The organism is Actinoallomurus spadix, assembly GCF_024055725.1.
GTDB classification, from domain to species: Bacteria; Actinomycetota; Actinomycetes; order Streptosporangiales; family Streptosporangiaceae; genus Actinoallomurus; species Actinoallomurus spadix.
On the sequence record NZ_JAMXMX010000009.1, the window covers coordinates 210,658 to 233,580 of the forward strand.

23 protein-coding genes are annotated in these 22,923 nt (G+C 73.3%); 14 read left to right on the forward strand and 9 right to left on the reverse strand.

What is annotated here, in order from left to right:
* Positions 1-50 precede the first annotated feature (50 nt).
* The 5 genes from NE235_RS16120 to NE235_RS16140 all read left to right on the forward strand — a co-directional run bounded on the left by NE235_RS16120 (position 51) and on the right by NE235_RS16140 (position 5,771).
* Complete coding sequence (locus NE235_RS16120) at positions 51-680, forward strand: TetR/AcrR family transcriptional regulator (protein ID WP_252803564.1); 630 nt, start codon at positions 51-53, stop codon at positions 678-680.
* Positions 681-870: 190 nt separating this feature from the next.
* Positions 871-1,920 (forward strand): lysylphosphatidylglycerol synthase transmembrane domain-containing protein, encoded by a 1,050-nt coding sequence (locus NE235_RS16125; RefSeq protein WP_252803566.1) that lies wholly within the window; start codon positions 871-873, stop codon positions 1,918-1,920.
* Positions 1,921-2,002: 82 nt separating this feature from the next.
* On the forward strand, positions 2,003-3,070 hold the full coding sequence (locus tag NE235_RS16130) for an LLM class flavin-dependent oxidoreductase (protein WP_252803748.1): 1,068 nt from the start codon (positions 2,003-2,005) through the stop codon (positions 3,068-3,070).
* The gene (locus NE235_RS16135; protein ID WP_252803568.1) at positions 3,067-4,143 is read left to right on the forward strand and encodes a phenylacetate--CoA ligase family protein; all 1,077 of its coding nucleotides are present in this window, start codon (positions 3,067-3,069) and stop codon (positions 4,141-4,143) included. The genes NE235_RS16130 and NE235_RS16135 overlap by 4 nt, the downstream gene beginning before the upstream one ends.
* 41 nt (positions 4,144-4,184) lie before the next feature.
* A complete protein-coding gene (locus tag NE235_RS16140; RefSeq protein ID WP_252803570.1) occupies positions 4,185-5,771 on the forward strand; it encodes an AMP-binding protein in 1,587 nt (528 codons plus the stop codon).
* Between the two features lie 41 nt (positions 5,772-5,812).
* Here the strand turns inward: NE235_RS16140 and NE235_RS16145 are convergent, their stop codons facing one another.
* The 3 genes from NE235_RS16145 to NE235_RS16155 form a co-directional block, all read right to left on the reverse strand.
* Complete coding sequence (locus tag NE235_RS16145) at positions 5,813-6,730, reverse strand: DMT family protein (RefSeq protein WP_252803572.1); 918 nt, start codon at positions 6,728-6,730, stop codon at positions 5,813-5,815.
* Positions 6,731-6,970: 240 nt separating this feature from the next.
* Complete coding sequence (locus NE235_RS16150; RefSeq protein WP_252803574.1) at positions 6,971-7,384, reverse strand: Zn-ribbon domain-containing OB-fold protein; 414 nt, start codon at positions 7,382-7,384, stop codon at positions 6,971-6,973.
* Positions 7,381-8,538 carry a thiolase C-terminal domain-containing protein gene (locus NE235_RS16155; protein WP_252803576.1) on the reverse strand — a complete coding sequence of 386 codons (1,158 nt, stop codon included), beginning with the start codon at positions 8,536-8,538 and terminating at the stop codon, positions 7,381-7,383. The genes NE235_RS16150 and NE235_RS16155 overlap by 4 nt, the downstream gene beginning before the upstream one ends.
* A 320-nt stretch (positions 8,539-8,858) precedes the next feature.
* Here NE235_RS16155 and NE235_RS16160 point away from each other — a divergent pair, with 320 nt between their 5' ends.
* Together NE235_RS16160 and NE235_RS16165 are read left to right on the forward strand one after the other, a co-directional pair.
* On the forward strand, positions 8,859-9,473 hold the full coding sequence (locus NE235_RS16160) for a flavin reductase family protein (protein ID WP_406567588.1): 615 nt from the start codon (positions 8,859-8,861) through the stop codon (positions 9,471-9,473).
* Positions 9,473-10,624, forward strand: a complete 1,152-nt coding sequence (locus tag NE235_RS16165; RefSeq protein WP_252803577.1) for an acyl-CoA dehydrogenase family protein — start codon at positions 9,473-9,475, stop codon at positions 10,622-10,624. The genes NE235_RS16160 and NE235_RS16165 overlap by 1 nt, the downstream gene beginning before the upstream one ends.
* A 50-nt stretch (positions 10,625-10,674) precedes the next feature.
* Here the strand turns inward: NE235_RS16165 and NE235_RS16170 are convergent, their stop codons facing one another.
* Positions 10,675-10,974 carry a hypothetical protein gene (locus NE235_RS16170; protein ID WP_252803579.1) on the reverse strand — a complete coding sequence of 100 codons (300 nt, stop codon included), beginning with the start codon at positions 10,972-10,974 and terminating at the stop codon, positions 10,675-10,677.
* Between the two features lie 272 nt (positions 10,975-11,246).
* On the opposite strand from NE235_RS16170, the gene NE235_RS16175 reads away from it, so the two are divergent.
* Both NE235_RS16175 and NE235_RS16180 read left to right on the forward strand, forming a co-directional pair.
* Positions 11,247-12,452, forward strand: coding sequence for a hypothetical protein (locus NE235_RS16175; protein WP_252803581.1), 1,206 nt, complete (start codon positions 11,247-11,249; stop codon positions 12,450-12,452).
* Positions 12,453-12,560: 108 nt separating this feature from the next.
* Positions 12,561-13,442, forward strand: a complete 882-nt coding sequence (locus tag NE235_RS16180; RefSeq protein WP_252803582.1) for a polysaccharide pyruvyl transferase family protein — start codon at positions 12,561-12,563, stop codon at positions 13,440-13,442.
* Positions 13,443-13,479: 37 nt separating this feature from the next.
* Here NE235_RS16180 and NE235_RS16185 read toward each other — a convergent pair whose 3' ends face one another.
* The gene (locus NE235_RS16185; RefSeq protein ID WP_252803584.1) at positions 13,480-14,511 is read right to left on the reverse strand and encodes an SDR family oxidoreductase; all 1,032 of its coding nucleotides are present in this window, start codon (positions 14,509-14,511) and stop codon (positions 13,480-13,482) included.
* Positions 14,512-14,614: 103 nt separating this feature from the next.
* Between NE235_RS16185 and NE235_RS16190 the strand changes: the two genes are divergently transcribed.
* Positions 14,615-16,072, forward strand: coding sequence for an MFS transporter (locus NE235_RS16190; protein ID WP_252803586.1), 1,458 nt, complete (start codon positions 14,615-14,617; stop codon positions 16,070-16,072).
* 42 nt (positions 16,073-16,114) lie between these two features.
* On the opposite strand, the gene NE235_RS16195 is transcribed toward NE235_RS16190, so the two are convergent.
* Entirely contained in the window at positions 16,115-17,005 is an 891-nt protein-coding gene (locus NE235_RS16195; RefSeq protein WP_252803588.1) for a MarR family transcriptional regulator, read from the reverse strand.
* A gap of 61 nt (positions 17,006-17,066) precedes the next feature.
* On the opposite strand from NE235_RS16195, the gene NE235_RS16200 reads away from it, so the two are divergent.
* The gene (locus NE235_RS16200) at positions 17,067-17,303 is read left to right on the forward strand and encodes an NAD(P)-binding domain-containing protein (protein WP_252803590.1); all 237 of its coding nucleotides are present in this window, start codon (positions 17,067-17,069) and stop codon (positions 17,301-17,303) included.
* Entirely contained in the window at positions 17,300-18,790 is a 1,491-nt protein-coding gene (locus NE235_RS16205; protein WP_252803592.1) for an MFS transporter, read from the forward strand. Before NE235_RS16200 ends, NE235_RS16205 begins: the two co-directional genes overlap by 4 nt.
* Before the next feature lie 13 nt (positions 18,791-18,803).
* On the opposite strand, the gene NE235_RS16210 is transcribed toward NE235_RS16205, so the two are convergent.
* Positions 18,804-19,442: a hypothetical protein gene (locus tag NE235_RS16210; protein WP_252803594.1), complete on the reverse strand. Its 639-nt coding sequence runs from the start codon at positions 19,440-19,442 to the stop codon at positions 18,804-18,806.
* Positions 19,443-19,521: 79 nt separating this feature from the next.
* On the opposite strand from NE235_RS16210, the gene NE235_RS16215 reads away from it, so the two are divergent.
* Together NE235_RS16215 and NE235_RS16220 are read left to right on the forward strand one after the other, a co-directional pair.
* Complete coding sequence (locus NE235_RS16215) at positions 19,522-19,935, forward strand: RpiB/LacA/LacB family sugar-phosphate isomerase (protein ID WP_252803602.1); 414 nt, start codon at positions 19,522-19,524, stop codon at positions 19,933-19,935.
* A 25-nt stretch (positions 19,936-19,960) separates the two neighbouring features.
* Entirely contained in the window at positions 19,961-20,497 is a 537-nt protein-coding gene (locus NE235_RS16220; protein ID WP_252803610.1) for an NUDIX domain-containing protein, read from the forward strand.
* Between the two features lies 1 nt (position 20,498).
* Here NE235_RS16220 and NE235_RS16225 read toward each other — a convergent pair whose 3' ends face one another.
* Together NE235_RS16225 and NE235_RS16230 are read right to left on the reverse strand one after the other, a co-directional pair.
* Complete coding sequence (locus NE235_RS16225) at positions 20,499-21,782, reverse strand: protein kinase domain-containing protein (protein WP_252803612.1); 1,284 nt, start codon at positions 21,780-21,782, stop codon at positions 20,499-20,501.
* Positions 21,783-21,844: 62 nt separating this feature from the next.
* Positions 21,845-22,879 (reverse strand): LacI family DNA-binding transcriptional regulator, encoded by a 1,035-nt coding sequence (locus tag NE235_RS16230; RefSeq protein WP_252803614.1) that lies wholly within the window; start codon positions 22,877-22,879, stop codon positions 21,845-21,847.
* Positions 22,880-22,923 lie beyond the last annotated feature (44 nt).

Sequence of the window (22,923 nt, forward strand, 5' to 3'; positions counted from 1 at the left end):
AGCACGACCTTGCTACAAAGAATTTAGCACGGTGGTGCTACAAAGGCGTCATGCCGAAGAAGGTCGATCCAGAGGCCCGCCGCCACGAGGTGGCCGAGGCCGTGTTCCGCGTCACCCGCCGGGACGGGCTGGAGCACGCGTCCCTGCGCAACGTCGCCGCCGAGGCCGGTCTGGCCGTCGGCTCGGTACGGCACTACTTCGAGGGCCAGACCGACATCATGATCTTCGCGATGCGGCACTTCGTGGATCGCGTCGGCGCGCGCCTGCTGGAGCATGTGCGCGACAGGCCCGGCCCCGGCGCCTCCGCCGACCGGCACGTCGCCGCCTTCGAGGCGGCGCTCGCCGAGCTGCTGCCCCTCGACGCGGAGCGGCGCGAGGAGACCGAGGTGTGGCTGGCCTTCACCGTGAGCGCCCGCACCCGCGAGGAACTGCGGCCGTACGCCGAGCGGCTGTACGACCAGACCCGCGAACTCGTCCACAAGGTGCTCACGGCGGCGGAGCGGACCGGCGTCCTGCGGGACGGCGTCGACGCGGACACCGAGACCGAGCGCCTGTACGCGCTGGTCGACGGGCTCGCGCTGCACTCCGTCCTGCAGCCCGGCCGTCTCGACGCGGAGGGTCTGCGGGCCGCGCTGCGCCGGCACCTCGACGAGATCATGCCGCGGGCCGCCGGCCGGTGACCTGAGACACTTCCGCCCCCCTGCGGAACCGACGCCGGGGAATGCCGGCCCGCGCGCGGCTCGTTGGCTCCATGGATCCCCCCGTGAGGTGCCCCCTGTGAGCGATATCCCCCCGAGGCCCGGCGATCCCCCGCCCGGGCCGCGCCCGCCGGCGCGCCGTCGATGGCCGCGCCGGACGGGACGCGCGGCGATGCTCGGGGCGGTCGGCGTCTCGGCCTGGGCGTTCCGCGGGAGCCTGCCCGACGCGGGTGCACTGTGGTCCGTCGCGACGGGCGCCGATCCCTGGTGGCTGGTCGTGATGGTGCTCGCGCAACTGGCGTCGATGGCGATGTTCGCACGGGTGCAGCGGCGGTTGCTGCGGGCGGGCGGGGTCCGGTTGCCGCTGCCCCGGGCGCTGCAGATCACCTACGCGGGGAACGCGCTGTCGACCACACTTCCGGTCGGCCCGGCGGTCAGCGTGGCGTTCACGTTCGGCCGGTTCCGGCGGGCCGGGGCGACGCCACGGCTGGCGACGGCCGTGATCGTCGTGGGCGGCGTGGTGATGAACCTCGGGTACGCCGTCGTGGGTCTCACGGCCCTGGTGGCCGAGCCGCACTCCCGGTCCACGGCGGTCACCGGCCTGGTGGCCCTGGCCGCCGCGCTGTGCGCCACCGCCCTGCTGTGGAGGTGGCGGCGGGCCGCGATGAACGGCCTGGCGCTGCGCGTGTTCGGGCCGCTGCTGCGGCACCGGTTCGCCGCACCGCTCACCGAGATGTGGCAGGGCCGGGGCGCGCTGCGCCTGAGCACCCTCGACTGGGGCGTCCTCGGCCTGATGGCCGTCCTGAACTGGTCCTTCGACATCCTCTCCCTCGTGGCCGCCGGGCGCGCGGTGGGCGTGCACACGTCGCTGTACGCCGCGGCGCTCGCCTACTACGCCGCCCAGGCCGCCGGCAGCATGGTTCCCCTGCTGCCGGGCGGCCTCGGCGCGATCGAGGCGAGCCTGACCGCGTCGCTGGTCGCGTTCGGCGCGCGGGCCGTTCCGGCGGGGGCGGCGGTGGCGCTCTACCGGCTCGCGGCCTTCTGGGCCGTCATCGGCGCCGGCTGGCTCGCCTGGCTCGCGATCAAGATGGGCGACGAGGACCTGTCCTGGATCCGGGGTCGCCGGGCGCTCGACGGCGTGGAGACGCCGCCGGCCGGCGCGCTCATGGCGGCCGGTGCGGCGCGGGCCGCCCGGGCGCCGGAGTCCGCCGAGTCCGCCTGACCCGTCGCACCCGCCTTGTTGCCGTACGATCTCGCTGCTACGCTTCCCAAGCGAGCGCTTGGTCGAACAGACTGCCGGAGGCGTGATGTCCCTACGGGTCAGCGTGGGTTACGAACTCGAGGTGCGCGGGCGCACCCGCGACGTCGAGCAGCGGGCCTTCCAGAACGTCATCGACCAGGTCGTCCTGGCCGACCGCCTCGGCTACGACACGGCGTGGTTCGTGGAGCACCACTTCACGCGCGGGTTCTCCCACTCCTCCGCCCCCGACCTCGTCCTGGCGGCCTGCTCCCAGCGGACCGAGCGCATCCACCTCGGCCTGGGCGTCGTCCTGCTGCCGTTCCAGCACCCGGTGCGCACGGCCGAACGGGTCGCCACCCTCGACGTCCTCAGCGGCGGGCGCGTGGAGTTCGGCACCGGGCGCGGAGCGTCCCCGCTGGAGTACCAGGCGTTCCAGCGGCCCTTCGAGCGGTCCCGGCGGATCTGGGAGGACACCCTCGAGGCGGTGCTGGCGATCTGGACCGCCGACGGCGAGCCGGTGACCAGGTCCAACGAGTTCTTCGAGGTGCCGGACGTCGCGGTCTACCCGCGTCCGGCGCAGGAGCCCCACCCCCCGGTCTGGGTCGCCTCGACCTCGCTGGACGGCTACCTCGCGGCGGCCCGCAAGGGCTACAACCTGCTCGGCATGACCATGCTCAAGGGCCTCGACGACGTCGCCGAGGACATCGCCGAGTACAAGAAGTGCCTGGCGAGCAGCGGATTCGACCCGGAGACCCGGCGGATCGCGCTGATGATCCCCTGGCACGTCGCGCAGTCGAAGGACGAGGCCGTCTCCGCGGCCGCCGACGCCGTCCTCTGGTACATCCGGCGCCAGGTGAACCTCGTCACTCCCCCCGACTACTACGACGCCCGGCACGCCACCCACCGGGTGCTGGGCCAGCTCGCCGCCGGCCTGCCGCCCGAGGATGCCATGGAGACCCTCCGCGAGCACCACATGGTGGTCGTGGACGACGTCGAGGGCTCCCGCAAGGCCGTCGAGCGCGTCCAGGCCGCCGGGGCCACCGACCTGATCCTCCAGGCCCAGGTCGGCGGCCTGGCGGGCGAGCACGTGACCGCGTCGATGCGGCTGTTCATGGACGAGGTGATGGGGTGACCTGGCTCTCCCGCGACGCCCTCCCGGCCGGCCGTGACGCGGCGGGGCTGCTCCTCGTCTCCCCCGAGGCCGACGTGGTCCTGCCGCTGACCGCCGAGGACCGCGCGGCCGCGCTGGACCTCGCGGCGACGACGCTGCGCGCCGCCGGCGTCGGCCCCGGCGACCGGGTCGTGGTCGCGCTGAACAACGACGGCGAGGCGACCGGGACCCTGATCGCGCAGGCGTGCGCCGAGGTCGCCCGGGCCACCGCCGCGCCCGGGCCGCGCGGCCGTCTCCGCCTGCACCACGCCCTGGAGGCGGTACGGGCGACCACGCTGCTCGCGACGCCCGCGGGCGCGATGGACCTGCTCGCTCGCCTGCATCTGGAGTTCCTCCTCGACCCGCTGGACCTCGGTCTGCGCCACATCCTGCTCACCGGGGAGATCCCCTCGCCGGGCACGTACGCGCAACTGGCGTCGGAGTTCGGGGCCGAGGTCGGCGAGCTGTACGCCGATCCGTTCTTCGGCCTGCCGGTGGCCCACCGGACCGCGCGCGACGCGGCGTACACCCCGGCCCGCGAGGGGCTACTGGGCGTGGCGCCGATCGGCAAGGACGTGCTGCTCGAACCGCCGTACGAGGCCGGGGCGGCGGAGATCGTGATCACGCCCGCCTGGCACTCCACGCTGGCCGGCGCGACGCTGCGCACCGGGCAGGTCGTGCGCCTGACCGGGGGCGCGGGTGTCCCCCCGCCGGGCCATACGGTGGGCGAGCACATCCTCGTGCGGGGACGGTGGCTCTCGATCCCGCGGGTGGCGGCGGCCCTGGCCCGGATCGACGGCATCGCCCGCTGGGACCTGCGCGTGTCCCGCGCGGGCACCCTCGACGCCGCGGCGCTGCACGTCACCTTCAACCGCACGACGCTCGTGAAGAACCCGATGTGGCGGTCGCGCATCCACCAGGCCCTCGTCGCGATCACCCCGATCGCCGTCGAGGTCGTCGTCGAGGACGACGTCGCGGAGCAGGCCCGGCCCGGAACCGTGACCGATCTGCGCGGACACCACCTGGGCCGGGACAGGGCGGCCGTCTCGGAGTGACGGCGGGCCGTTCCCCACCCACAGGAGCGGAGGCGTGTGCCATGGAACCGGTACCGGACTGGGAGACCATCCCGCGGATGCTGCGCGACCAGGCGGCACGCCATCCCGGTGACGTCGTCGTCGTGGACGGCGCCGCGACGCTGACGCTGCGCGCGCTCCGGGAGGAGGCCGCGCGGGTGGCCCGCGGGCTGGCCGCCCTCGGCGTCGGGCCCGGCGACCGCGTCGCCGTGTGGGCGCCGAACTCCGCCTCCTGGGTGGTCATCGCCTGCGGCGTCTGGGACGCCGGGGCGATCGTCACGCCGTTGTCGACCCGGTTCCGCGGGATCGAGGCCGCCGCCCTGCTGCGGCGGACCGGCGCGCGGGTCCTGTTCATCGACGAGGGATTCCTCGGGTTCTCCTACGCCGGCGCGCTGAGAGAGGTCTGCGGCGGGCCGGTCGGCCAGCGGCCGTACGGCGACCTGCCGGAGTTGCGGCACGTCGTCACGCTCCCCGGGACCGGCGCGCCCCCGCCCGCCCTCGCGTACGAGGACCTGCTCGCGGGCGGCGAGAGGGTCACGGACGCCGAGGAGCGCGCGCTGGCGGTCGGCCCGGACGACCTCGCCGAGATCATGGCCACGTCCGGCACGACGGGCACGCCGAAGGGCGTCATGCTGCACCACGCGCAACTGCTGCGCGGCTACTGGGACTGGGCGTCGATCGTCACGCTGCGCGCGGGCGACCGGTATCCGATCATCGCGCCGTTCTCGCACGGGTTCGGGATCAACGCCGGGCTGCTGGCCTGCCTGCTGAGGCGCGCGACGATGACGCCGATCTCGGTGTTCGCGCCGGACCCGCTGCTGGACTTGATCGAACGGGACCGGATCAGCGTCCTGGCGGGGCCGCCGACACTGTTCCACCGGATCCTGAAGGAGGCCGACGGCCGGGACGTGTCGTCCCTGCGGGTGGCGATCTGCGGGGCGACGGCGGTGCCTCCGGAGCTCATCCGGCGGCTGGTCGAACGGGTCGGCCTGGACCGGGTGATCAACGCATACGGCCTGATGGAGGGCACCGTCGTGTCGATGACACGCGCCGGGGACCCGGTCGAGGTGATCGCCGCCACCACCGGGCGTCCCGTGCCGGGCGTGACGGTCCGGATCGTCGACGACGACGGGAAGGACCTGCCGGCCGGGGAGCGCGGAGAGATCCTCGTCGGCGGGTACGGCGTGATGCGCGGCTACTGGGACGACCCCGCGCGGACGGCCGAGGCCGTCGACGCCGACGGGTGGCTGCACACCGGGGACGTCGGCGCGCTCGACGCGCAAGGAAACCTCGCGGTCGTCGACCGGAAGAAGGACATGTTCATCGTCGGGGGGTTCAACGCGTACCCGGCGGAGATCGAGGCGCTGCTCCTGCACCATCCCGCCGTCGCCCAGGCGGCGGTGGTCGCGGTGCCCGACGAGACGCTGGGCGAGGTCGGATGGGCCTTCGTGGTCCCCTCGGCCCCGGTCGAACCGGCCGAGATCGTCGCCTGGGCGCGCGAGCACCTGTCCAACTACAAGGTTCCCCGGCGCGTCACGATCGTCGACGCCCTGCCCGCGAACGCCAACGGCAAGGTCGACAAGCGGGCGCTCCGCGCCCGGATCCGCTAGGACCTGGGTAGGACAGTGGGCTTCGAGATGGGCCCTGGGTCTCAGCCCGCCTGGTCGGAGGTCACGAGGGCCGGGGCGCCGAGCACCTCGACGGGCTCCTCGTCGTGCCGGGGCATCAGCACGACGACGACGATCGACGCCGCGAACCCGGCCGACCGCAGCACGAGGCGGACGGGATCCTCCGGCAGCGGCTCGCCGAACACCGCCGTGCCGGCCATGACGGTGTACACGCTGCCGACGACGCTGGAGACGGGCACCACGATCGAGGCGCGGCCGCGCTGCAGCCCGGTCTGGAACAGCAGCAGGCCCGCGCCCGACATCAGGACGTACAGGTAGGGGTAGGGCGAGGCGAGCGTGCGGCCGATGACGCCGCCGGCGTGGTCGGCGAGGAAGCCGGCGACACCCTTGGTCTGCAGCGCGCCCGCGCCGTACAGCAGGCCGGAGGCGGCGCCGTACAGCACTCCGGGCACCGGGCGGCCGGTGCGCCGCCCCGAGCGGATCGCGGCGAGGAACGCGCCCATGGCGACGACGACCGTCCCGGCGGACACGGCGAGGAGCACGCCCGTGCCCGCGTGCAGGCCGAGGCGGGTGGGCTCCATCGACAGGCAGACCAGCAGCAGCGACAGCGCGAGCACGCCGAGCCCGGTCCACTCGCGCGGCGTGGTGCGCTCCCCCAGGAACACCGCGGAGAAGACCACCAGGAGCGCGAGGCCGGCGAGCTGGATCGGCTGTCCCACGCTGAGCGGGACCAGCGACATCACCCCGAGCTGGCAGAGCAGCCCCATCCCCATGACGAGGAAGCCGGTCACCCAGGCCCGGCTGCCGCACAGGACACGGACGAGATGGCCCACCCGGTGCGCGCTGATCTTGGGCAGGTCGCGCAACGCCCGCTTCTCGAGGACGAAGCCGGCGTTGTACAGGACCGTCGCGATCAACGCGAGGATGATGCCGAAGAACAAGCAGCCTCCTGGGCTACGGGAAAGCGGGGCGATATGAAGAGCGTCGCGGTCGGCTGACGCCTGCGAGCTGCGGAGGCGTGCGGTGGCACAGGCCGTTGACGAAAATACCGGATCAGCCTCAATGCGACACACCGACCCGGCGAAAACCGTCACCTCGGCGTGGCGGGGAGCCGCGGCGAAACCGGCTGCGACGCCGCGGTGGAACCGGCGGCGATGGCGCCGCGGGCCGGTGGGGACGTCTCAGCGGGGGCGCCAGCGGACGAGCGTCAGATCGTCGTCGACGTCCGTGAAGACCGCCCGGACCGGCATGCCCGGCGTCACGTCGGCGGGGTCCGCGCCGGTCAGGTCGCCGTACATGAACAGGTCGTCGGCCTCGTCGAGCCGCACGTGCAGCACGGCGTAGGGCACCTCGTCCGCGAAGGCGCGCAGGAATACCTGGTGGTTCACGACCCAGCTCGCGACGCGGCCGGTCCCGCGCACCGGCGCCCAGGCGCTCCGCCGGGACCGGCAGCGGCCGCAGATCGCCCGGGGCGGGAAGCGGAGCGTTCCGCAGTCGCCGCACTCCTGGACCAGCAGCTCGTGCCGGCGGACCGCCTCCCACCACGGCGCGGAGTCGCGATCGGGCTGCGGCCTCGGCCGCCCGCCGAGACTCATCGATCGGCCCGGAGGATCAGCGCGGAGGTGCCGGCCAGGACGTAGCCGGGCTGGGCCGTGGACAACGCCACCTCGGCGCCTCTCACCTGGCGGTCGCCGGCGGTGCCGCGCAGCTGCGCGACGGCCTCGGCGACGTGGTTGATGCCGTGCACGTAGCCCTCCGAGAGGAAGCCGCCGTGGGTGTTGACCGGCAGCGGGCCGCCCAGCCGGGTCGCGCCGGAGGCGGCGTACGGCCCGCCCTCCCCCTTGGCGCAGAACCCGTAGTCCTCCAGCTGGACGAGCACCGAGTAGGTGAAGCAGTCGTACAGCTCGGCGACGTCGACGTCCTCCGGGCCGGCGCCCGCCATGGCGTACAGCCGCGGGGCGATCCGCGCGGCCTCCGAGACGGTGAAGTCGCCGCCCTGGCCGGAGAGGAGACTGTCGCCGCCGCCCCAGACGGCGCCGGAGATCAGGACCGGCGGGGCGGCGAGGTCTCGGGCGCGCTCGGCGGAGGTGACGACGACCGCGCAGGCCCCGTCCGTCTCCAGGCAGCAGTCGAGCAGGCGCAGGGGCTCGGCGATCCACCGCGAGGCCAGGTAGTCCTCCATGGTGATCGGGTCGCGTTTGAGCGCCCGCGGGTTCCCGGCGGCGTGGGCCCGCTGGGTGACGGCGATGGCGCCGAGCTGCTCGTGCGTCGTCCCGTACTTGATCATGTGCGCGCGGGTGAACATCGCGAACTGCTGCGGCGGCGCGAAGTGGCCGTACGGCGCCTGGTACTGCGCGTCGAACACCGGCGCGACGCCGCGCCCGGTGCCGCCCATGCGGAACTCCGAGCGGGCGTTGATCGCGCGGTAGCAGACGACGGTGCGGGCGACGCCGGCGGCGACCGCCATGGCGGCCTGCCCGATCACCGCGTGCGAGACGCTGCCCCCGCCGAACTGGTCGAGGTACCAGTGCACCTCCGGGACGCCGAGCGCCGGGGCCACCACCCAGGGCGGCGTCGAGTCGCCGACGCGGTGGGTGGCCAGCGCGTCGACGTCGTCGACGCCGAGCCCCGCGTCGTCCAGGGCGGCGAGGATCGCGTCGATGGCGAGGGTGAGCGTGGAGACGCCGGAGTCCTTGCTGAACGGCGTGTACCCGACTCCGGCGATCGCCGCCCGGTCCCGCAGTCCCATGCGCCGCCTTCCACCCACCAAGCGCTCGGTCAAGACCATTGGACGGTAGAGCCCGCCCGGCCGCCCTGTCAATGATCGGCGCCGGAACTCGCAGGTCATCGCCCGTTCCGACCGGAATGACCGAGGCGATGACCGGTTCACCGGCCCACACTTGAGGCCTAGGACTTTGGGCGGATTTTCGGCCTCGCCCGGAATGAGACTGAGGTAGCGGCGTTTTACTGATTGAGGCGGACCACGGGCGGTGGCCGGTCAACTTGACACTTCATCAGGCCGCCACCTATCGTCCAAGCAAGCGCTTGGCTAAGAGAAAGGATCCGGTCATGCCCGACGGCGCGACCGCCGCCACGCCGATCCCCCGGGGTCCGGCCGCGCGATCCTCCGGCCAGAACACGCCACGGCGCGCACCCGGCCCGCCCGATGGAGCGGCCCGCCCGGCCACGGCCGAGCAGGTCGCCGACATCGACAAGATGCGTTTCCGCAACATCCTCGGCCGGTTCGCCACCGGCGTGGTCGCCATCACCGCGATCGACCCCGAGAGCGGCCGGCCCACCGGCCTGGCCGCCAACTCGTTCACCTCCGTGTCGCTGGACCCCGCCCTCGTCTCCTTCTGCGTCGCCCACACCAGCTCCACCTGGCCCAGGCTCCGCGGCGCCGGCCGGCACTGCGTCAACATCCTCTCCGCGCCCCAGCGCGAGGTCTGCCTGCAGCTGGCCACGAAGGGCGCGGACAAGTTCGCCGGGCTCGAATGGACCGAGTCCCCCGGCGGCAGCCCCGTCATCGACGGCGCGCTCGCCTGGCTGGAGTGCTCCGTCGAGGCGGAGTACGTCGCCGGCGACCACGTCATCGTCGTCGCCCAGGTGCACCACCTCGACAAGCACCACGACGGCGATCCGCTCGTCTTCTACAAGGGCTCCTACGGCCGCTTCGACGGCTGATGGACTCCGCCTTCCGCGCCGAGGTGCGGGCCTGGCTCGAGGCGAATCTCACCGGCGAGTTCGCCGGCGCCCGCGGGCTGGGCGGACCCGGCCGCGAACACGAGGGCTTCGCCCTGCGCCGTGCCTGGGAGCGGAGGCTCGGCGAGGCGGGCTGGACCTGCCTCGGCTGGCCGAAGGCGTACGGCGGACGCGACGCGACACTCGAGCAGCAGGTCGTCTTCCACGAGGAGTACGCCCGCGCGAACGCCCCCCACCGCGTCGGCGACATCGGCGAGGGCCTGATCGGGCCCACGATCATCGACTTCGGCACCGAGGAGCAGCGGCGCCGGTTCCTGCCGCCGATCCGGTACGGCGACGAGCTCTGGTGCCAGGGCTACTCCGAACCCGAGGCGGGCTCCGACCTGGCCAACGTGCAGACGCGCGCGGAACCGCGCGGCGGCGAGTGGGTGATCACCGGGCAGAAGGTCTGGACCTCCCTCGCGCACCTGGCCGACTGGTGCTTCGTCCTCTGTCGCACGGAGGCGGGTTCGAAGCGCCATCACGGCCTGTCGTACCTGCTCGTGCCGATGCGCCAGCCGGGGGTCGAGGTGCGCCCCATCGTCCAGCTCACCGGGACCGGCGAGTTCAACGAGGTGTTCTTCGACGGCGCCCGCACGGACGCGGCCTGCGTCCTCGGCGCCCCCGGCGACGGCTGGCGCGTCGCCCTCGCCACCCTCGGCTACGAGCGCGGCGCCTCGACGCTCGGCCGGCAGATCGGCTTCCGGCGGGAGTTCGAGCAGGTGGTCGCGGCGGCCCGGCGTACCGGCGCGGCCGCCGACCCCGTGCTGCGGGACCGGCTCGTCCAGTCGTGGATCGAGCTGGAGATCATGCGTCTCAACGCGCTGCGCACCCTGTCGTCCCTCGCGGCCGGCGAGCCGGGCCCGGAGGCGTCGATCACCAAGCTGTACTGGTCGGAGTGGCACCGGCGGCTCGGCGAGCTGGCCATGGCCGCCCTCGGCGACGAGGCCCTGATCGCGGAGGCCGGACCGTACGAGCTGTCGGACCTGCAGCGGCTCTACCTCTTCAGCCGCGCTGACACGATCTACGCCGGGTCCAGCGAGATCCAGCGGAACATCATCGCCGAGCGCACCCTCGGCCTGCCCCGCGCCTGAACGGCCGGTGCTGGAGGGGGTTCATCGCCTCCAGCACCGTCTGTCTTCCCTCAGTCATGCTCGCCCGTTGTCGCGAGCACCCGCAGTACGCGTTCGACGGTGTCGTCGAGATCATCGACGCGTGCGATCCGCTCGGCCCACGACCACCAGTACCACCATCCGTCGTCTGAGCTCTCGGCGAGGATGTGCTCGGCGAGAACCGACACCTGTGGGTTCACCACATGCAGGCTCGGTGGTCCGACTCGTGGAACCGTCAGCCGTACGGCGAAGCCCCGCCCGCGGAGCTCGTCGCCGAGGCGTTCGAGATATTGGATGCGTGTCCGCGCTAAGGCGGCGGTCTCATTCGACACGCTGGGCTCATCCCTCCTGGAACGACGAATTCGTTCCGACCGAGGGTCAGCATTCCCACGTGGTGCCTCGGCGCGCAATCCGCAGCACCGAACACGCATGAACTTGCCGAACGCAAACCCGCAAGGGGTGAGGAAGGTCCGTTCAGGTGGCAGGTTTCCCATCCCGACCGGCATGCTCCCGGTAGAAAGCTTTTCGCCGGGATGTTCCGTCGTGCCGCCAACTCCACGGGCCGCGCGCACGTCATAGACGGCGGTAGAGGAGAGGGGAAAAGATGGAACTCGACGCGGGACCACGGTCACCGGCCAAGGCGGCCGGATGGCACCGCCTGCACTATCCGGTGGCCGTATTCGTGATCGTCTTCGGCGCCACCCGGATCGCGTCGCTGCTCGACTGGAGCGGCCGCCACCGCGACGCCGCCCGGCTCCTCGAAGCGGGCGGCGGCACGGTCACGGCCCTCCTGGGCGCGTCCGCCGCCGGCGAGTTCCTCCTCACCATCGCGGCGCTCCTCGCCGTGAGCCGCCGCCGTGGCGTGTGGCTGCTGGTCGCCCTCGCCGGGTGGTCGGTGGAGTCCCTGGCGCTGGCCGTGGTGGCCGGCGTCGCCGGTGACACCTCCCGGCTCGTCGAGCACGGCGTGTTCCTCCTGGTCTTCGCCGGGCTACTGGCGGCGACCTACCGGTGGAACGCGGCCACGCGCGCCTCCGACGGGCCCGGCACGACGGACGCGGCGGTGTCCTCGCCCGCGCAGCGCATGCTCGCGCCCCTGACCCCCGCGCCGGCCTCCACCCCGGCCTCCGCCCCGGCCCCGGGACGGTCGCCGGAGTTCTCGGCCGCCGCGCCACCGAACCCCCCGGCCACCCTCGCGTCACCGCCGGACCTCCCGGTCGATCGCACCGCGTCACCTGCCCGCACGGCCACCCTCGTGTCCCCGTCGGATGCGCCGGACGGCCCCGGCGCACCGACGGACCCCTCGGCCACCATCGTGTCGCCGCCGGACTCCCCCGACGGCTCCGCCTCGTCGCAGGAACCGCCGGCCGGCCGCGCGCCGGAGGACCCGTCCGCGACCCGGGCGGAGCCGGCGCCCACGCCGCAGCCGGTGTCCGGGTCCCCGAGCGGTGACGTCACCCGGCGGGACCTCAGGCTGCAACGGCCGGGCGCCGACGGCGAGCAGACCGGGAAGCCCGCCGGCACCCGTCCCCCGAAGGCGAAGGTGCCGGAGAGCGACGTCACGCGCCGGGACGGCTACCGGATCCCGAGCGACACCACCCGGCGGGACCTCCGGATGGAGGAGGACACGCCCGGTGACCAGGCGTCCGCCGACGAGGAACGAGCCGCGGACGACAGCGGGTCGACGAGGAGCGACGTCCCCATCGACCCCCGCGACACGCCCATGCGCCCGCGCGGCACCGCCCCGTCGGCCGCCACGGACGAGGGCGCGGACGGGAGCGCGGACGAGACGATGCTCGACCGGGAGGGCTGACGGATCCCGCCACGGCCCGCGCCCGCCCGCCGGCGTCCGCCGGAGGACCGCCGAGAATTCGTGGCCGGCGCCGGACTCGACCCTGGCGCGGCGGGGCAGGGGTGACTCATGCGCGTGCTGGTGACCGGGTGGTTCAGCTTCGTCCATGGTGAGGTGACAGCCGGGGACGCCCTGGCTCTGGACACCGTGGCCTCCGCGCTGGCGCGGGCCGGCATGCCGTACGACGAGGCGTGGAGTCCGGTCTTCCGGCCGGACGCGATGTCCCTCGAGGAGGCCGACCCGGCGCGTTACACGCACCTCGTCTTCGTGTGCGGGCCCGTCCACGGCGAACAGGTCCGGGACCTGCACGAGCGGTTCCCCGACTGCCACCGGGTGGCGGTCGGCGTGTCGGTGATCGATCCGGCCGACCCGGCCGTCACCGGCTTCCACCGCGTACTGGCCCGGGACGGCCTGGGCGAGCCGGACCGCGACCTGGCGGGCCTGCCGGTGGGCGCCCCGCCGGTCGCCGGGGTCGTCCTGGCGCAGGGGCAGGGAGAGTACGGCGCCCGCCGCCGCCATGACGACGTCGCCGCGCGGCTGACCGGTTGGCTCGGCGAGCGCGACTGCGCGGCACTCCCCCTGGATACTCGGCTCGATCGGCGCGACTGGCGGCTGTGCTCCACCGCCGATCAGTTCGTCGCGGTCGTACGGCGGCTCGACGTCGTGGTGACCACCCGGCTGCACGGGCTGGTCCTGGCGCTGCGCGCGGGGGTCCCGCCGCTGGCCGTCGATCCGGTCGACGGCGGCGGCAAGGTGTCGGCGCAGGCCGGCGTCTGGGAGTGGCCCGTGCTGCCCGCGGACGCGGACGTGACGGAGTTCGACGCGGCCTGGGCGTGGTGCCTCTCCGAGGAGGGACGGCGGGCCGCCCGTGACCGCGCGACCGCCCCTCCGGCCGCGCTCGGCCGTCTCATCGAGGCCCTGTCCGCCTCCCACGCCCCCGGACCGGCCTAGTCAGGGGAGGCGCAACGACGAACTCCCAGCGGCGCCGTCAGCGGCGGCTGGTGAGGAGTTCGCGGAGGCGGCCGCCGGACGGGCGAGGCGTCAGGGGCGGCGTGGAGAAGCCGGCGCCCTCGCGGAGTCCCTCGAAGAACTCGCGCAGCGCGTCCAGCGACGAATGACGCGGCGTCCAGCCCAGGTCACGGCGTGCCCGCCCGGTGTCCATGATCGGCAGCCGGATCACGGCGTCGAACAGGCCGGGTGAGGCCGGCACCAGGTTGAGCTGCCAGCCCGCCCAGATCAGCCCGCGTACGACCGTGGCCGGGACCCGGATCCGCCGGGCGCCGAGCAGGTCGGCCAGTTCCGCGGTGCCCACGACGGGGTCGGCGGCGAGGTTGAACGCTCCCCGCGCGTCGCCCAGCACGGCCAGGCGGTAGGCCTCGGCGACGTCGGAGGTGTGCAGCGTCTGGAAGCGCAGGCCCGGGATGTCGGGCAGGACCGGCAGCAGCCCCGCCGAGACGTTCGGCACCAGCGGCCCGCCGAAGATCCTGCGCTGTTCCTGTGCGGCCTCCCGCTTGAAGATGAACCCCGGGCGCAGGCGTACGACCCGGCGGTCGGGGTGGGCGCCCTCGAAGGCGTCGAGGACGCGCTCGAGGTAGGCCTTCTCGCGCGTGTACGAGGCGCCGGGCCAGCCGTGGGTGGGCCAGGACTCGTCGACGGCGCGGTCCTTGGGACCCGGGGAGTACGCGCCCACCGACGAGGCGTGCACCAGGGCGGGGACGCCCGCCGCGGCGACGGCGTCGAAGACGCGCGTGCTCCCGATGACGTTGGTCCGCCAGGTCGCCGCGGAGTCATGGGTCGGGTGGAACGCCCACGCCAGGTGGATCACCGCGTCCGCGCCGCGGAACAGCGGCACGAGGTCGGCCGTCACGACGTCGGCGGCCGCCCATTCGGTCTTCGGAGCCGTCCAGTCGGGCTCGCGCCGGGCCAGCCCCAGCACCGAGTCGACGTCCGCGTCCCGGCCGAGCGCCTCGACGACGCTCGTCCCGACATTCCCGGTCGCCCCGGTCACCACGATGCGCATGTCCAAGCGCTACCCGGCCGGGCCCGGCCTAATCCGTCGCCGCATCGGCGCTGGTCGCGACATGTTCGCGCATGAAATCGCTCTATAGGGGAGAAAGCCCCCCATGAAAAACGGCAGAACGATCGAGACGAACATCCCCGCACGGCTCGATCGACTTCCCTGGGCACGCTGGCACTGGCTGATCCTCCTCGGGCTGGGGACCGTTTGGATCCTCGACGGCCTCGAGGTGAACGTGGTGGGCGTCATCGGGCCCCGGCTGACGGACAAGGCCGGCGGCCTCGGGCTGACCGACTCCCAGGTCGGGCTCGGTGCCGCGTGCTACGTCGCGGGGGCCTGCGCCGGCGCGTTGTTCTTCGGCTATCTGACGGACCGGTTCGGGCGCAAGAAGCTGTTCCTGATAACGCTCGCGGTCTATCTGCTGGCCACCGTGGCGACCGCCTTCTCGTTCAATCCGATCTGGTTCTACGCCTGCCGGTTCGTCACCGGAACCGGCATCGGCGGCGAGTACGCCGCGGTGAACTCCGCCGTCGACGAGCTGATCCCCGCGCGGCTGCGCGGCACCGTCGACGTGGTGGTCAACGGCTCGTTCTGGCTGGGGACGACGTTCGCCGCGCTCATGTCCGTGCCCGTACTGAACGCCTCGGTGCTACCGAAGGACGTGGGCTGGCGGCTGCTGTTCGGGATCGGCGCGCTGCTCGGCGTCGGCATCCTGTTCGTACGGCGGATGGTGCCGGAGAGCCCGCGCTGGCTGTTCATCCACGGCCGGGACGAGGAGGCCGAGAGGATCGTCCGCGGCATCGAGGGGACCGTCTCGGAGGAGAGCGGCGAACGGCTCGACGAGCCGGAGGAGACGATCGAGATCCGGCAGCGGCGGACGGTGGGCTTCGGCGAGATCGTCCGGACGGCCGTGAAGCTGTACCCCCGACGGACGGTCCTGGGGCTGGCCCTGTTCATCGGGCAGGCGTTCCTGTACAACGCCGTCTTCTTCACGTACGCGCTGGTGCTGTCGAAGTTCTTCAAGGTGCCGGACGACCGGACCGGCTGGTACCTCGTGCCGATCGGGCTGGGCAACTTCTTCGGCGCGTTCGTCCTGAGCCGGCTGTTCGACCGCCTGGGCCGCAAGATCATGATCTCGGGAACGTACATCCTCTCCGGGCTGCTGCTGATCGGCACCGCGCTCCTCTTCCGCGGCGGGCACCTGTCCGCCACGACCCTGACGATCTGCTGGGTGATCGTGTTCTTCTTCGCCTCGGCGGGTGCCAGCTCCGCGTACCTCACCGGGTCGGAGATCTTCCCGATGGAGACCCGCGCCATGGCGATCGCGTCGTTCTACGCGGTCGGCACGGCGCTGGGCGGCATCATCGGCCCGGCCCTGTTCGGGAGGCTCGTGGACACCGGCAAGGAGTCGGCGGTGAGCGACGGCTACCTGCTCGGCGCCGTCCTGATGATCGCCGCGGGCATCGTGGAGATCTTCGTCGGGGTCGAGGCCGCCAACCGCTCGCTCGAGGAGGTCGCGGCGCCGCTGTCCGCCCAGGAGGAGCCGGAGAAGGTCGGCGCCTGAGAAACGCGCGGCCGAGGCCGGCCGCCGCTCCGCAGGAGGAGATCAGACGAGATAGGTCGCCTCGCCGCCGATGGCGCGGCCCGGCGGCCTCTCGTCGGTGGATCCGGGATGCAGATCCAGGACCGCGTCGAACTCGGCATCGGCACCGCGTACGGCCGAGAGCGTCAGCTTCCCGGAGTCCCGGCCCCGGCTGACGGCCGTGTACAGCGTGGTGACCGACCGCAGCGGCCGGCCGTCGGCGCGGACGAGGACGTCCCCGGTTCTGAGACCGGCGCGGTCGGCACGGCTCTCCGGCTCGACCACGCGGACGAGGAGTCCGATGGTCTCGGGCAGCCCCACACTACGGCGGATCTTCACCGTGACGTGGGCGGGAGCGAGGGTCAGCCCCAGGTGGGGGAAGGTCTCGTCGGTCGTCCAGCCCTCGAAGGAGATGAGGAGCCGTCGCAGGAGTGTGGCGAGCGCGTCCCGCTCCTCCTCGTCGAGCGCGGCGAGAAGGCGGTTCTCGGTCGCGACGTGCGCCGGAGTGACGCGCTCGAACAGCGACCGGCCCGCGTCGGTGAGCCTGACGAGGCTGTTGCGCCGGTCCGTCGTGTCCGGTGACCGGGTGACGAGTCCTCGCTCTGCCAGGCGCTCCACGCGAACGCTGACCGTGCCGGAACTGAGGTTCAGCTCCCGCATCAACCGGCGCTGGGAGACGCCGCCGGGTCGATCGAGCCGGCGGAGCGTCACCAGCGCGTAGAAGTCCGCGCCGTTGAGATCGAACTCGGAGTAGGTCGCCGCGAGCTCGGTGTCGAAGATCTGGCGGAGCCGTCCGAGCCGTGCGACGACCGCCACGGGCGAGAGGTCGAGGTCGGGCCGCACCGCCGCCCAGCCCGCCAGCAGCCGGTCCACCGAGTCGTGCGGACCGCGCATCATCGGGGCCGATTCTGACATGGCCGTAGTGTACGCTCGGCGAAAAAGCTTTGGCCCAAGCGTTCCCCCCAAGTGAGGCTTTATGAAGATCGGTGTCATCGGTGCCGGCCGGATCGGCGGCAACGCCGCGAAGCTGTTCGCCGCCGCAGGGCATGACGTGCTCCTCTCCTTCAGCCATGACCCGGTGCGCCTGCGCGAGAAGGCCGCGGCCTTAGGGGAGTACCGGCCCACCGAGGCGCGGCAGGTGGTCGAGGCTCTTCGCGACGGCCACCCGCTCCCGCCCCCTCCGGACTACCGCCGGGAGGGGAACGCGCGGTGAGCACCTCCGAGGAAAAGATCTCGCCGCACCTGTCCGCCACCGATCCGGCGCGTACCACCCCTTCCCGCGAGGGGGGCACGGGTCTCGCGCTCGCGCTCATGGTGACGGCCCAGTTCATGGTGATCCTCGATTCTTCGATCATCAACGTGGCGCTGCCGACAATCCAGCGATCACTGGGCTTCACCGCCCTCGGCGCCGAGGGCGTGATCACCGCCTACGCCACCGCCTTCGGCGGTCTGCTGATCCTGGGAGGCAGGCTCTGTGACCTGTTCGGCCACCGCCGGATCTTCGTCACCGGCCTGCTCGCCTTCGGCGTGACCTCGCTGGCCTGCGGTCTGGCGATCTCCCCGGCGTTCCTGGTCATCGCCCGTGTCGCGCAGGGTGCGAGCGCCGCCCTCCTGGCGCCCTCGGCCCTGGCGCTGCTGACCACGACCTTCCCCGAAGGCGCCGCGCGCAACCGGGCCCTGGGCGTCTTCGGCGCCGCCACGTCGCTGGGCTTCGTCGCCGGGCAGATCCTCGGCGGGGTGCTCGCGCAGACCGTGGGGTGGCGCAGCGTCTTCCTCATCAACGTGCCGATCGCGGCCCTCGCCGCCGCGCTGACCGTACGGGTGATCGCCGGCTTCACCCCGTCGGGCGGCCGTCGGACGCCCGACGTCCTCGGGGCCGTCCTCATCACGTCCGCCGCCGCTCTGCTGGTGTGGGCGCCGACGTACGGGTCGGGCCACGGTTGGACCTCAAGCGGCTTCCTCGGCGTCGTGGTGGCCTCGATCGTCCTTGCGGGGATCTTCGTGCTGATCGAGAGATCCCGGCGCGATCCGCTCATCCGCTTGTCGCTGCTGCGTTCCAGGTGGCTGCTCGGCACGAATCTCGCGACCGCGGTCACCGGCGCGCTCAACGGCGCGGTCGTCCTGCTGTGCAGCCTCTTCCTCCAGCAGGCGCACCACTACAGCCCGCTCCGCGCGGGTCTGGCGTTCGCGCCGACCGGCGTGGCCGGCCTCGTCGCCGGAGTCCGCCTGGCGGGGCCTCTGGTCACCCGGCTGGGCGTCCGCTCGGTGCTGACCTGGATGCCGCTGATCTCCGCGGTCGCGATCGCCGGGCTGAGCCGCCTCCCCGGTCACGCGCCGTACTATCCGCCGCTGCTCCCGTGGCTCGTGGTGATCGGGGTCTCGTTCACCACCGCCGCGGTCGCGACGACGGTCGCGGTCTCGACCGGTGTCGCGCGCGGTGAGCAGGGGATGGCCGCCGCCCTGCGTCAGACTGCGTTCCAGCTGGGCGTCGCCCTGGGCGTGGCGGTCTTCGTCTCCCTGGCGGCGAGTCACACCGCCGCGCTGCTCGGCCACGCGCACGCGCCGAGCCGGGAGGCGGCGCTCACGGCAGGGTTCCGCCTGTCCCTGGTCGTCCTGGCCTTTCTCTCGGCCGCCGGAGGTCTGATCGCGTTCGCGCTGCTCCGCTCTTCGGAAGAGAGCGCGGAGCCGGCCGGAGGCTAAGACCGGCCGGAGACTAAGAGACGAGGCGGGCGACGGCGGTCATCGTGCCGGGGGCGACCTCGGTGAAGCCGCCGTCCCGTACGGCCACGTCGGCCTCGGCGACGCTGCGGGCCCAGTCGTCCGCCTCGACGACCCGGACCCGCAGCCCCGGCCACTCGCCCTTGGCGCGCAGCAGCAGCTGCGCGGCGTGGCCGGACTGCGCGGCGGACTTCCCAGTGGTCATGGCGACGCCGGGGTCGAGGGTGACCAGGGCGTACGGCGCCTCGGGCGGCGGTTTCGGCTCGTCGTCGCGCGGCAGGTCGGTGCCGCCGACCTGCAGCTTGGAGATCTCGGGCGGCACCTCCGTGACCGGTCCGGGCACGAAGGCCCGCGCCGGCGCGCCGTCGTGGTCCACCAGCACCCCGGGCAGGGCCGCGAGGGCCTCCCAGCGCGCGCCCCGCGCCCGCCGCGCCACCTTGCGGATACGCCGCGACTCCCATGCCGCCACCGCGTCGTGCCACTCCCCGCCGGGAGCGGAGCGCGGATCGGTGAGCAGCCGGACGACGGCCATGGCGGCCGCCTCGCAGACCGCCAGGTGCGACGGCGGCGCGGCCTTCTCGATGCGCAGGGCGAGCTGCATGGCCCAGGCGGGCTCCTCGGGTTCGTCGGTCACGTCCCAATGTCTACCAGCCCCGCGATCCGGGCCGTCCGCCACCTCGCGCCCCGCCGCGCCGGCGTGGCAGGGTGGGCCCATGAGGGTGGTGTTCGGCGCGGACGACGAGAACGACTGCACGCGGGCGGTGCTGGAGCACCTGGGCAAGGTCGCGGATCTGCGGGTCATCGACGGTCTCCCGGCGTGGCCCGACTTCTCGCGGGAGGCGGGCCGGGCGGTGGCGAGCGGCGAGGCCGACTTCGGCGTGCTCATGTGCTGGACCGGCACCGGCACGTCGATCGCGGCGAACAAGGTCCCCGGCGTGCGCGCCGCGCTCGCCTGGGAGCCCTGGATCGCGCGGAACGCCCGGCTGTGGAACGACGCGAACGTCCTCGCGCTCAGCCTGAAACGCCTCGCCCCGGACGTCGCGGTCGAGTGCGTCACGGCGTTCCTCGAGACCGAGCACGAGGACCCCGAGGAGACCGCCACCATCGACCTGATCCGCGACCTGTGAGGATCCCTGTGGGACGCTGAACCGCATGATCCAGGTCTCCAGTCGCGTGGTCTATCAGAACCGGTGGATGACGGTCCGCGAGGACGACATCCGTCATCCGGACGGCTCCCCCGGGATCTACGGCGTGGTGGACAAGCCCACCGCGGCGCTGATCATTCCGATGGAGGACGACGGGTTCCACCTCGTCGAGCAGTACCGCTACACGCTCGCCCGCCGGTCGCTGGAGTTCCCGCAGGGCACCTGGCCGGACGACCGGGAGACGAGCACGGAGGAGCTGGCGCGCGCCGAGCTCGTCCAGGAGACGGGCCTGCGCGCCGAGACGCTGAAGCGGATCGGGTCGTTCGCCATCGGCCCGGGGTTCACGAGCCAGCGCTGCGACGTCTTCCTGGCCACCGGCCTGACCGCGGGAGAGGCGGCCGACCGCGACCCGGAGGAGCAGGAGATGACGCAGCGCTGGGTCGCCCGGCCGGACCTGGAGCGGATGATCCGCGACGGGGAGATCGTCGACGGCTGCACCATGGCCGCCTACACCCTGCTGGGGCTCGGCGAACCCTCCCGGTAGGTCAGACGGAGGGCAGTTCGCGGAGCAGCGCGTCGGCGCGGCCGCGGGTCAGGCCGCCCTCACCCAGCCGCGTGATGATCTTCTGGCGGAGATCCGTGATCCGCTGCCGCAGGTCGACGCGCCGTCCGGCGGCGACCTCGTTCGTCAGCGCCGTGATGATGTTGTCGAGGTCCACGGCCACGTCGGAGCGGACCTCCCGGGCGGCCGTGCCCTCGTCCACCGTGCGCCGCATCCGGGTGAGCGCCTCGACCGTGCCGGCCGGGGCCGGCGCGGTCCGGGTCCTGACCTGGCGGGCCGTCGGCGGTGGCGCGGGCGGCGGGGCTGCGCTGGTCACCGAACCGGGGGTCCTGGCGTCCGGTGCGGGCGTCACGGGTTCGGAGGTCCTGGGCGCGGCCGACGACGGCGCCGTGGACGCCACGGGGCCGGATGGGGCGGTCAGCGCGGCCCGGGAGCCGTCGTCGCCGGAGCTGAGGACGACGGCGATCACCGCCGCCGTGATCGCGGCTGCGGCGCCCGCCGCCATCGGCACCCGGCGCCGCCGGACGGCCGGGGCGGTCAGGACGCGGGTGATCGGATGCGCGGGTCTCCTCGGCGTGACCGCGCCGGGGCCGGCGACGGGCTCGGCGTCGGCCCCGAGCGCCGCGGCGACCTCGGCGGCGGTCGGCCGGTCCGCGGCGGACCGGGCGACGCAGCGCGCCTGCAGGCCGCCGAGGGTCTCCCCCGGCTCGGGGCGGTGGCCCTTCACCGCCTCGAACCACACGATCCCGAGGGAGTACACGTCGGCGGAGGGCGACAGGTCGTTCTCGGGCGGCAGGTAGTCGGGCGTCCCCATCCGCGCGTCACCGGCGATGCCGAAGTCGAGGACCTTCACCCCGGACGCCGTGACGAAGACGTTGGTGGGCTTGATGTCGCGGTGGACGATGCGCGCGGCGTGCGCGGCGGCCAGCGCCGAGGCGATCTGGCCGATCACCCGCTCGGCGTCGGCGACCGGGCGCAGGTCGGCGAGCGTCGAGCCGGTGAGCAGCTCCATCACGATGTACGGCGTGTCCTCGGACTCTCCGTAGTCGTGCACGGTGACGATGTGCGGGTGGGACAAGGCGGCCGCGGCGCGCGCCTCGTCCCGGAACCTCCTGCGGAACTCCGGGTCCCGGGCCAGCTCCGGGTCGATGAGCTTGACCGCGACGTCGCGGACCAGGACCTCGTCCCGGGCCAGCCAGACGGATGCCATGCCACCACGGCCGATCCGCTCGCGGAGGCGGTACCGGCCGGCCAGATGCGACTGCATCGGCTCAGTCTTCCCCAACTCCCGCGCTTCGCACGAGCGATCTCGTATCCCGCCCGATCTCCTCAGCGTCCTCCCGATCTCGCGCTGCCGAGGGAGGACTCTCGGGCCACCAGGTGGGTGTCCAGGATGACGACGGGGCGTTCGAGCTCCTCTCCGCGGATGCGGGCGACGAGCAGCCGGGCCATCTCCCGGCCCATCGCCTCCAGTGGCTGGTGCACGGAGGTGAGGGGCGGGTCGGTGTGCCGTGCCGTCGAGGAGTCGTCGAATCCCGCGACCGCGACCTGCCGGGGAATGGGGATCCCGCGGTCCTTCAGCACCCGCATGGCGCCGACCGCCATCGGGTCCGACGCCGCGAACACGGCGTCCAGTTCCGGTTCGCGGGCGAGGAGTTCGAGCATTCCACGTTCGCCGGACTCCTCGCTGAAGTCCCCGTGCACGATCGGCCCGGTGAGCCCGGCCGCGGTGAGGGCGTCGTGGTACCCGTTGAGACGGTCGACACCGACCTGCATGTCCTGCGGGCCGGTGATCGTGCCGATCCGGCGGCGCCCCAGGCCGATGAGGTGTTCGACGGCCTGCCGGGCGCCGCCGCGGTTGTCGGCGTCAACGCAGCTCACCGGGACCACGCCGACGGGCTTGCCGCCGAGCACGGTCGGCACGCCGTTCTCCTCCAGGTGAAGCGGCAGCGGGTCGCCGCCGTGCAGGGAGATCAGCAGGACCCCGTCGACGTGCTGGCCGGTGAGGTAGCGCTCGAACCGGGCGTGTTCGTCCTCCGACTGTGCGATCACCAGCAGCAATTGCAGGCCGGTGTCCGCAAGGCCCGCGCTGATCCCGCGGATGATGCCGGCGAAGTACGGCTCGCCGAAGACGCGTTCCTCCGACTCCGACACGAACAGCGCCACGGTGTCCGTACGGCGCGTGACCAGGGCGCGGGCCGCGCGGTTCGGGACGTACCCGAGCTCGTCGATGGCCCGCAGGACGGCCTCACGCGCCTCCGGGCTGACCTTCGGCGAGCCGTTGATCACCCGGGAGACGGTGCCGCGGCCCACGCCGGCCCGTGCGGCGACGGCCTCGAGGGTCGGTCGCCGCCCGCTCGTCACGGGACCTCCGGCCGGGGCGCAGAGAGCGCTCTCTGGCCCGGCGG